The organism is Candidatus Erwinia haradaeae (genome assembly GCF_900698985.1).
Lineage (GTDB): Bacteria > Pseudomonadota > Gammaproteobacteria > Enterobacterales > Enterobacteriaceae > Erwinia_E > Erwinia_E haradaeae_B.
In genome coordinates, this window is the sequence record NZ_LR217730.1 from 562,154 (window position 1) to 573,693 (window position 11,540).

Sequence of the window (11,540 nt, forward strand, 5' to 3'; positions counted from 1 at the left end):
TCTTTAGATACCATAAAAATTAGTAGTATGATCATAATACTTTTTATCATAACATTTTAAATTAAAAAATATCTTAAAATCTTTTATTATATAAATATATCAATTATTACAATATTAATTAATTGCAATTTATTTCAATCTTAAACATCATATAAGATAGTATAGGAAAAATATATTTTCTATCCTTGAACAGATATCATATTACTCATGTCAGGAATCTCTAAAATATACAGAAATTATTATAAGGTAATTACAGAGTTTTTTCTTGTCATTTCTTTTTCAATTAATAATATAAGAATATGAATAATTTTAATATGAATTTCTTGGATACGATCAGAGTAACCAATATGAGGAACACGGATAACTACATCTGCCATGTCATTAATTTTACTGACCGTACAACCTGTTAGCATAATAATTTTCATACCCTGTAAATAAGCACATTGAACTGCTTTTATTATATTTTTTGAAGTACCTGAAGTTGATATTCCCATTAAAATATCCCCAGGTTTACCTACAGCTTCAATATAGCGAGAAAAAACATAATCGTAACCAAAATCATTGCTTACGCAAGAAAAATGACCCACATCAGAAATAGAAATAGCTGGATATCCTGGGCGATTTTCGCGGTAACGACCAGTTAACTCTTCTGCAAAGTGCATTGCATCGCAATGCGATCCTCCATTACCACAAGATAAGACTTTACCTCCAGATTTAAAAGTATCAGCTAATAATATACCTGCCAACTGAATTGCTTGAAGATTTTCCTTATGATCAAGAAATGCATTTAATATTTTTAATGCTTGCTGCAGTTCATCACGAATCATATCTTGATACATTTAACCTCCCTTCCATTAGAAATAAATTCAGTAATATCAACCTATAATCACAGATATGATAATTATATTTTAATTATGCATAGGAAATTCAATGTATATTTAGGAGTTTTATAATTAGTGATCTTACCTTTAAGGTAATTATAAAAATTATGGCATTTAGAAAAAGCTATATCAAATATATAAAAATTATACAGATTACTGCCAGGTAATATCTAGTCTATACCTTAAGGTTGCGTTTTTATATCTTATAAAGATCATTTTCTGATATGAAATGATCATCTGTAAAAATAAGAGACACTTGTATAATGTTCGGATATTATAGATAGTAAGATTATAAAAGAATTTTTTCTTCAAGTAGGTATTTAGAGTAATTTTTTCTATATTGAAGGTAATGTTCAGCTTATTGTTCAATATCTCAAATATTCTTAATTAGGTTAATTTAAGTTTTGTTCTATTGATCTTTAAATCTGGAATATTAATGATTATAGCATTCTCTTTTATTAAAGAGTATTAATGAATTGTTTAATGCGTATATTTATAGAAAAAGTTATCTAGAATACCATACTTCAATTACATTACGGTCTTATTAAAATATACTTTATGAGATTTTAGTATTAGTATGATATACAAGAATTAAGGTTTTTTTATTTAATTTGTTTTATAGTTTTACAAAAATATATTATTTGAATAATGATTTGTGAAAGTCTTAGTATTTAGAATACTAATTAATACAAGTATCTATAACTTCATTAAATTAATTCAGGTAGATATTCATCTAAATCATAATATGATATTGTATGTTATGTTATGTTATAATTATTCATTTTTAACTACATACGATAAATTCTATTTATATAGATAGATTTTATTCAGAAAAAATCATATAAAAAGTAACAGGTCATTTATGAGCTGGATTGAGCGAATTTTTTCTACAAGGAGACTCACCCCGTCGCGTAAAGCGCATATCCCCGAAGGAGTATGGACAAAATGTCATAGCTGTAGTCAGGTTTTGTATCGTGCTGAATTGGAACGTAATCTTAATGTTTGTCCAAAATGCGATTATCATATGCGCATGCGTGCTCGAGATCGTCTACATAGTCTATTAGATCCAGGTTCATTATGTGAGCTAGCGATAGAGCTAGAACCTAAAGATATCCTAAAATTTAGAGATTCTAAAAAATATAAAGATCGCCTGATCTCTGCTCAGAAAGCCACTAGAGAAAAGGATGCATTAATACTCATGAAGGGCACTATACACAGTATACCAGTTATTGCCGTAGCGTTTGAGTTTTTATTTATGGGTGGATCGATGGGTTCTGTGGTTGGTGAACGTTTTGTGCGTGGAGTAGAGCAAGCTATAAAAGATCATTGTCCTATGATTTGTTTTTCCGCCTCTGGTGGAGCCAGAATGCAGGAGGCGCTCATATCTCTTATGCAGATGGCTAAAACTAGCGCAGCTCTTGCAAAATTACAAGAGAATGGTCTACCATATATTTCAGTTTTAACGGATCCGACCATGGGTGGAGTATCCGCTAGTCTGGCAATGCTTGGAGATCTTAATATTGCTGAACCAAAAGCATTAATTGGTTTTGCAGGTCCTCGTGTTATTGAACAGACACTTCGTGAGACATTACCATCTGGATTTCAAAGAAGCGAGTTTTTACTTGAGAAAGGTGCAATTGATATGATATTGCGTCGCCCAATAATGCGCTTTAAATTAGCGTGTATTCTTGCGAAGATGATGCATCTTCCAGCACCAGAGGCTGAGAGTAAGAATACTAGTGTGGCTGAAAGAATGAAGTAATGCATCTGACAGTGCAAAATCTATGTAATATTATGAAGATAATGAAATTATTAAATTTACAAAAATATCAATGGATACTTTTTGAAAACTAAATTAAAATTGAATGAATGGTTACATTATATTCAGAGCTTACATACTCAGCAAATTGATCTAGGGCTTGAACGCGTTAGAAATGTTGCTATTGCTCTAAATCTTCTTACTCCTGCTTCTATTATATTTACTGTTGCTGGTACTAATGGAAAAGGTACTACTTGTCGAGCTATAGAACTGATTTTATTAGCCTCAGGTTATCAGGTAGGAGTCTATAATTCTCCGCATCTAATGCATCATGTTGAACGCATACGCATTTGTGGGAAGGAAGTAACAGAAGAAGAACTGATTACATCATTTTCAGTAGTTGAAATGGGACGTAAAAATATTTCATTAACTTATTTTGAGTTTGGAACGCTGTCTGCTCTTTGGTTATTTAGAGAAGCAAAATTAGATATTGTTATCCTAGAGGTTGGTCTTGGTGGTCGATTAGATGCTACAAATATTATTGATACAGATATAGCTATCATTACAAGTATTGCACTAGATCATACGACATGGTTAGGGTCAGATCGTGAAAGCATTGGTCGAGAGAAAGCCGGTATATTTCGCACTGGTAAGCCGGCGGTAGTTGGTGAGCCAGATATGCCTAATTCCATTCAAATGGTAGCGCAATATACAGGAGCCGAGCTACACCAAATAAATCGTGATTGGTCTTATAGTGTCACCGATAATAGTTGGGCATTTGAAGATATGAATGGTAAAATTAGATGTATTCCGTTACCAAAAATACCTATAGATAATGCTGCCACTGCTATTGCAGCGTTACGTATATCACCAATAAAAGTTCATGATGCGATTATTTGTAATGTTTTATACCAAGCTGCTCTTCCAGGTCGATTTCAAATAGTATCTGAGTCCCCTCGGGTTATTTTTGATGTAGCGCATAATCCTCATGCAGCACATTATTTATCTAAGCAAATTAAAAAAATAAAACAACATGCAAAAGTGCATGCAATAGTAGGTATGCGCCAAGATAAAGACATTTCTAATACTTTGAATTGTTTGGTATCACAGGTAGATTACTGGTATTGCGCATCGCTAATACAACCATACGGAAGTAGTGCTTCTCACATTATGTCCTATCTTAAAAAAGCAATCTGCTTTAAATCAGTCTCTAGTGCATGGTGTTATGCATTAAACAAAGCTAATACACGAGATATTATCATTGTTTTTGGATCTTTCTATACTGTCTCCGAGGTAATGACTGCCCGTCTTACTACATATAACTAAATATTTTGAATAAAATAAAAATCAAATATATACGTAACGTATCACATTAAAGCGTTAATAATGAGTAATTTTTATATTATCAGTATTAAAATAAATACATTATATTATCTCATATCATATTTACTTATTGTGTGAATTTTCTAGTTCAAAATCTTATAATGATAAATTAAAAAACTTGTAATTCTGTCATATCCAATTAAGTGCTTGATAATAAGTATCCCGTCTGAATAAATAATAGCAATTAATGTGAATTATGAATTCAAGTGCTATGTAAAATTAAATATAATATGTATAAAATAAATTTTTTCTAAAAAAATTTAGACACGATAATGTATTAGAGTAAAATATAATATTGACATTTATTACTGTAATATAGATTGTAACAATGTTAAAGATAAAAAGCATAACTTAATTTTCAGTTATGTATATATTCAGTCACGTATATTTTATTATCTAATCATTTAATCAAAGTATCAGATATTGATTTTATGGCATATAAAAACAATAAAGGATTTATTTTATATATATACTATATTAAGTTCTTGGTAGAATGAAAATTTACTGCATCTTTGATTTAAAACATAAAATTTTATTTTTACATTACATTCATATTTGTTAAATATTTTTATTAAAACAAAAAACCGTAGCAATTGATTACTTTTAGTAAATAAATAACAAGAAGAACTATCAGTAAATAATTATTTATATCCAATATACTATTATAATATATAATTAGTTCAGGTTATTAATATTGTAAGCTATCTTGGTAGTATCCACTAAAATAAATTATTTCAGAATCCTTTATTTTTGGTTATGATACTTGAGATAGTATATTTTTAATGTATTGTAATAAAAGATTCATATACTCATTCATAAGGAGAGTATTAAAATGCGTATTATTTTACTTGGGCCACCTGGATCAGGCAAGGGAACTCAGGCTAATTTTATTGCAGATCAATACAGTATTCCAACTATCTCTACGGGTGAGATATTGCGTACTGCTGTAAAATGTAACTCAAAGCTTGGAAATCAGATTAAGAAAATTATGGACGCCGGAAAGCTGGTTACTGAAGAAATTGTTATTTCCTTAGTAAAGAGACGCCTATCTCAAGCAGATTGTTATACAGGTTTTTTATTAGATGGTTTTCCTCGTACTATTTTTCAAGCGCATGCTATGAAAGTATTAGATATTAAAGTTGATCATATTTTAGAATTTCAAGTGCCAGATAAATTAATTATTGCAAGACTTTCCGGTCGTCAGATACATGAAAGATCAGGTCGAATTTATCATACACAATTTTATCCGCCAAAAACTCCAGGGCAAGATGATATCACTGGTGAGCCATTAGTTATGCGAAACGATGATCACAAGGAAACAGTGTACCAACGATTAACTGAATATCATAAAAGAACGGCGCCTTTGATAAAGTACTATGCTGCAGAAACTTTAATGAATAATACGAAATATCATCAACTGGATGGTACACTTCACATGACTATACTCAAAAAAATAATTTCAAATCTTCTTGGTTAACCCATTCAAGTAAAATAATCCAGCAATTTTTTGTATTATTTTTATTATTATCTAATATCATCATTGTATTTAAAAATATAAATTTTTCTAAAATATTTATTTTAACTTATAAATAATTTATTTTTACTGATTATATTTTATAATCAAGTTTTATTATTTTTTGATAGAACAATTAAAATATATTATTTATAATTATTTTAATATATATACTATATACAATAGTATTGTTTATTATTTTTTTACAGTAACTTATATCATTTCCTATATAAGTTAATTGATAAAGTTTTTTATTAAAAAATATAAATTAATCATACCATTTTATATTACTTATCAAGTATGAGTATGTCTCTAACTTGAATAAAATCCTAATCTAGTAAATTTATTAAGTGAGCATTTAAATAATTAAGCACGATTATTATTTTATGGTTAACAACAAGTATGTAGATAGTATTATTAAACTATTTCTACCATTATATATAATAGACACTTAGTTATTTATATTTTCTTTGATTATGAAATAGAAATAGTATCACGTATAATTATACATCTCACTTAATTATCATAAATCACTTATGTTTTTCATTGAATATTTCATTTACCTTGATTTTTATGTACCCTCATAGGGCATATCATAGAGTAGGAGGTAAGTTTTAATTAACATAAGATATATAAGAATAGTGATCTATTATTGATTATTTTTTAAGATAGGGTTAATACTAAGGTTGCATTACTATCAGTTTCATAATGAAAGATTATAATTACAAGTTATAATGAATATTATATATAGCTAATATATCAGATATTAGTCATACATTTTTATGTATAGATGGACTATTATTGATAATTGATGTTTTTTATAAAAATATCTGTATATTTAAATATAATAATAAAAATATTTAATAATGGAATATATTTTATGATTGACATAAATTTTTATCGAGTAATAATACTCTTTAATATATTTCAATAAATATTGAATTATTTTATATAAAAATTTTCAATGATGATCGATTGTATTAATTACAATACATAATTATTATATGTTAAATAAAAAATAAAATTTTTATTTTTTATTTTTTTTAGAACAAAATTATTTATTTTAAATGCTATACTGTAGGAAAGTCAATAAAGGTACATTACATAATAGATAATTTTATCAGTTTTTACTGTCATCGTTTTGTTTTAAAGAAAGAAAAAAAAGAAAATGCTTTATAATATATAAAATCATTTTAATGCTAATTATTTGTATTTTCATTAGCTTTATTAAGACGTTCATTTATTTTTAATATAAATATATTTTGTTACTTCTGCAAGTAAAATGGGTATCTCTTAAGAGTTACAACAGTATAAATATAATCTAATGACTTAAATTATGCATTAAAATAAATTAGAAATATTCTATATATGGTATATGCAAAATTTATATGATAGTTATTGGATTTTGGTAGCAAAAAATATTGATCAATCATAGAAATTTTAAAAGTCACGATAGATGTGCATTTATTGTTTGTATTAGTTGATATAAAATAAAATATATTTTTATCAATTTTATTGATAGTTACATAATATAATCTTATTTTTTTAGTTTGATGTTTTATTAGTGACACAATTCATGTATGTTAAAATTAAAATTTATATATATTATGTTTTTATAAAAAAATTTATTTATTTTAAATAAATATAAAGTTATCTAAGAAATCGTAGTAATCGTATTTTTTTTTAAAAAAAATTTTATTCTGTATTCTGAATAATTTATCATTATTATTTTATAAGGTTATTTAATATAATATAATTAATAGCCATTAGGACTGGTGCTCAGTTGCTAAGCTATTGGGTAAAATTGTTTAAATTTCTACTAGTAGCACACATGAGAACAAAAATTCTATGCGAACCATACCTTATTGGTACTTTAATCGCACCCAATGGGCGGGATTACCTGATGAAGTTCCAGGAACCCTTGAAAATAACGAGCTCATTCGTTTAAAAAAAGTAAATGCAAACCTTTCAATGCAAGAGGTAATAGAGATTTATTTACCACTTGCTCGGTTAATACATTGCTATATAACTTCTAATTTAAAACGTGAAATGGTGCTCAAAAAATTCTTTGGAACGAGTAGTAAAAAAGTGCCTTATATTATTGGCATCGCTGGCGGCATTTCAGTAGGAAAGAGTACTACAGCACGTATATTGCAAGTACTATTAAGTCGTTGGCCGATGTATCAATATGTTGAATTGATTGCAACTGATGGATTTTTATACCCGAATTCTATTTTAACTGAACGCGGGTTAATGCAAGAAAAAGGTTTTCCCTCTTCTTATGATATAAATCGTTTAGTAAAATTTGTTGCAGATTTAAAATCAGGTGTTTCACAGGTTCAAGCGCCAGTGTATTCTCATTTTATATATGATATTGTTCCATCCTATTATAAAACTGTCCGATACCCGGATATTCTTATATTAGAAGGTTTAAATATTTTACAACGTGACAAGGATTATTCTTCCAATCATGAAAAGATTTTTATATCAGATTTTGTAGATTTTTCAATTTATATTGATGCGCCAAATGAGCTACTTAAAAACTGGTATACTAGTCGTTTTCTTAAGTTTTGTGAAAACTCTTATATTAATCCATCCTCTTACTTTCATGATTATGCAAAATTATCCTCTCAGGAAGCTATGTTAATTTCTAGTCATATCTGGAATGAAATTAACTATAGAAATTTACGAGAAAATATTTTACCGACACGAAAATATGCTAATTTAATTATGACAAAAACTTATAATCATGCCATCTCTTTAGTAAGATTAAAAAAAGAACAAAACTAAGAAGATTAACTTATATGTTGGTAGATATTTTCTAAGAGAGTCGAGATCAAAAATCTATTTTTAAGTATAATATATAAAGTATGTTATCTTAATTAAGATAAAATAACATAAAAATAATTTTAGAATATTAACTAATAATGAGATATATTCGTGTTTACTGTATATATAAATTTCTATCTTAGCTAAATATTACTAAGTAAATGCTGTGTAGTATATTATACGGTTAATAATAAGTGAATATAATCTACATTATCATCATTAAGGTTAATGATTAATAAATAATCTTATTTTTTAAATAATATATATCAAGATTAGTATCTGATGGTTTGATGCAATATATTGGTTCTTTAGAGTAACAATTAATTTCAATTACAGTCACTAGTTAACGAAGGGTGCGTCACTTAATATTTAGAGTGTTTATCTATTTATATTCGTTAACCTTCAAATTATAAAAATTATATATGATTTTAAAAATCAGACTGATTTTTCAATAAGAGAGCTTATAGTTCCTGGAGTTTTTTAAACTAAAATATATCAATGTTATTAATATAGCTACATAAGATTCTGTTAATAAGACTGAGAATATTTTTATATTATACATGTTTTTTTAACTAATATATGTCAGTGAAAGGGTTATATAAAAAAATAAAAAAATTTATTATTATAATAATAATATAGATTTTTTATAATAATATACTCTTTTTATAAAATAATTATTATTTTGTTCAGTATTAAATATTGAAAATAGATTAACCATCATTAACTGAAGATTTTGTCTGTTTAGTAAATTTTATTAATAAATAATACATCTAATGCCACTCTTAAAGAATGGTTCCGGTAAAAAGAAGTATTTATCTATTACTATTACTTGAGGTGCACGATGAAGATTCATAATGAAGCTTATAATATATCTTTATTAGATTCTATAACGCAGGAATTTCCATCTTATACACAACAGATAAACAATCAACTTAAAGATATTCATGGCATACAGGAGTACATTCAGACATGTAATCAAATAATAGATCAGAAAACAGACATATGTGTTAATAAATATGCTATAGATTACGCTAATCGTTTACGAAAAAATATTAAAAAACTAGATAAATGGGCGGAACTACAGGGTATTGAATGTTATCGCATTTATGATCGAGACTTACCAGATTACAAAATTGCTGTTGATCGTTATGGTGATTGGATTGTGATTCATGAGTACGCATCACCGATAACTATTAATACATGCAAAACGCTTCAGCGTTTTCTAAATATTATCTTTACTACCTTAGAGGTACTTAAACAACCAGTAGATAGAGTAGTATTAAAAACTCGAATTAAACAAAAAGGAAAGGATCAGCAGTATCAAAAACTAAACCAGAATGACAATTATCTTGTAGTGACTGAATTTAATGCAAGATTACTAGTTAATTTAACTGATTATATTGATACTGGACTTTTTTTAGATCATCGTATTATACGGACAATGCTAGGTCATCTGAGTAAGGGAAAAGATTTTCTAAATTTATTCGCATATACTGGTAGCGCTAGTGTACATGCTGGGTTAGGGGGCGCCTTGAGCACAACAAGTATTGATATGTCTCGCACGTATCTTTCATGGGCCAAACGGAATATGTGCCTTAATGGCCTCTCTGGAAATAGACATCACTTTTTTAGAGCTAACTGCTTTCGCTGGCTTCGTCATGCTAAAGACAAGTTCGATATAATTTTTATTAATCCTCCTACCTTTTCTAATTCAAAAAAAATGAGCAGAAGTTTTGATATACAACGCGATCATCTGGAATTACTTTGGTATTTAAAATGCTTATTACGCATACATGGGAAAATATTATTTTCTAATAATAAACATGGTTTTAAAATACACTTATCTGGCTTAGAATCTATAGGGATGATGGCCACCGAGATCACTGCTAAAACCCAACCTAAAGATTTCACTCACGCTCACTCTGTAATAAAATCTTGGATTATTACTCATTCTAATAAAGGTTCAAGCATTTATAATTAATAATATTAATTATTTACAGGTAACTATATTTAAAGATAATCAATCATCATAAATGACATTAGTTTTATGGTAATTTTTAACATAAAAAAGAATAAATAATAAAATAATTTTAAACTATATTATTATTTCTGTATACTACAAAGTATACACTATAGAGATATTTTATAATAGATATCTTAGAAAGCTAATAAGTTATATATAGACGTATTTTCATTAATAAGTATTGTTGTACAAAATCATGCATTTTGAAAAAATTTTTTATACTTTTAGGGTAAGAAGAAATTAAACACTATAGTTTTTAGAAAAATATATTTATTGTTGATCTGCGTTAAAGATGATCATTTTATTAATATTTAGATAATTTCAGATTATTATAATCATCAAAAATTATTTTTATAAAAAAGTAACTATTATTGCAATATATACAATTAAATTTTATAAAATATTAAACATTATAACGTATTTTGGATTTTGAATTCTTTTAAAGAGTGATAAATTTAAATAAAAAAATATATCTTAATTATTAATTACCATCACATCAATAGCTTATTTTTAAGTATATCATTAATATATCTTATGTGATACTAAAAAAATATTATGATCTATATATCCTTAATAGCGCTGAAATGTTTATTTAAAATCTGTGTTATTTTATGCAAAGATGGTATTTTAATAAAATTACGAAGAATTGATTTCATGTGATATTAGGATATACATAAATCACAATATACATAGTTTATAACTAATAAACTAATACAGCTTCTATTTATAGAATAACTATTTTTTTTGGTGACATATATAATTTTATTAATAATTATAAATTATTAGAATAAATAATGATATTATTTTTTTATAGATTTTTTATTAGCTTGATATGCTTGAGATTCTTGATACTAAAGACATCATGAGATGTGATCTCAAATAATACAATGACACCAAAGAAGATATAACATGTTTTTAATCCAGAAAGTTAAAAAGTAATGTATTATACATTATCAAATAATATTCATTATTTATTGATATTTTTACAAAACACTATTAATTATTATAAAATAAAATAAGTATCACGAAATTATATTTCATTCGTTAAATTTTAAAATATTCCTGTAAAAAACTATCGCAATCGATTTTTAGTTAGATGCTATTGGATAGCACTATTTTATAGTGTCAAACGAAACAAATACTCTGCATGTT

General features: G+C 26.6%; 6 protein-coding genes. 5 read left to right on the top strand and 1 reads right to left on the bottom strand.

Translation table 11 applies throughout. The annotated features are described in order from the left end of the window. Positions 1–239: 239 nt before the first annotated feature. Positions 240–839, bottom strand: coding sequence for a D-sedoheptulose 7-phosphate isomerase (gene lpcA / locus ERCIPSPA2889_RS01795; protein ID WP_157989156.1), 600 nt, complete (start codon positions 837–839; stop codon positions 240–242). Positions 840–1,743: 904 nt separating this feature from the next. Here lpcA and accD point away from each other — a divergent pair. The 5 genes from accD (at position 1,744) to rlmKL (ending at position 10,346) form a co-directional block, all read left to right on the top strand. After that, entirely contained in the window at positions 1,744–2,643 is a 900-nt protein-coding gene (gene accD, locus ERCIPSPA2889_RS01800) for an acetyl-CoA carboxylase, carboxyltransferase subunit beta (protein WP_157989157.1), read from the top strand. Between the two features lie 81 nt (positions 2,644–2,724). After that, positions 2,725–3,966, top strand: coding sequence for a bifunctional tetrahydrofolate synthase/dihydrofolate synthase (gene folC, locus ERCIPSPA2889_RS01805; protein WP_232037610.1), 1,242 nt, complete (start codon positions 2,725–2,727; stop codon positions 3,964–3,966). An 889-nt stretch (positions 3,967–4,855) separates the two neighbouring features. Further along, on the top strand, positions 4,856–5,500 hold the full coding sequence (adk, locus tag ERCIPSPA2889_RS01810) for an adenylate kinase (RefSeq protein ID WP_157989158.1): 645 nt from the start codon (positions 4,856–4,858) through the stop codon (positions 5,498–5,500). A 1,884-nt stretch (positions 5,501–7,384) separates the two neighbouring features. Continuing rightward, on the top strand, positions 7,385–8,326 hold the full coding sequence (gene coaA / locus ERCIPSPA2889_RS01815; RefSeq protein WP_157989159.1) for a type I pantothenate kinase: 942 nt from the start codon (positions 7,385–7,387) through the stop codon (positions 8,324–8,326). A gap of 868 nt (positions 8,327–9,194) precedes the next feature. After that, positions 9,195–10,346 (top strand): bifunctional 23S rRNA (guanine(2069)-N(7))-methyltransferase RlmK/23S rRNA (guanine(2445)-N(2))-methyltransferase RlmL, encoded by a 1,152-nt coding sequence (rlmKL, locus tag ERCIPSPA2889_RS01820; RefSeq protein WP_269472400.1) that lies wholly within the window; start codon positions 9,195–9,197, stop codon positions 10,344–10,346. Positions 10,347–11,540: the final 1,194 nt, after the last annotated feature.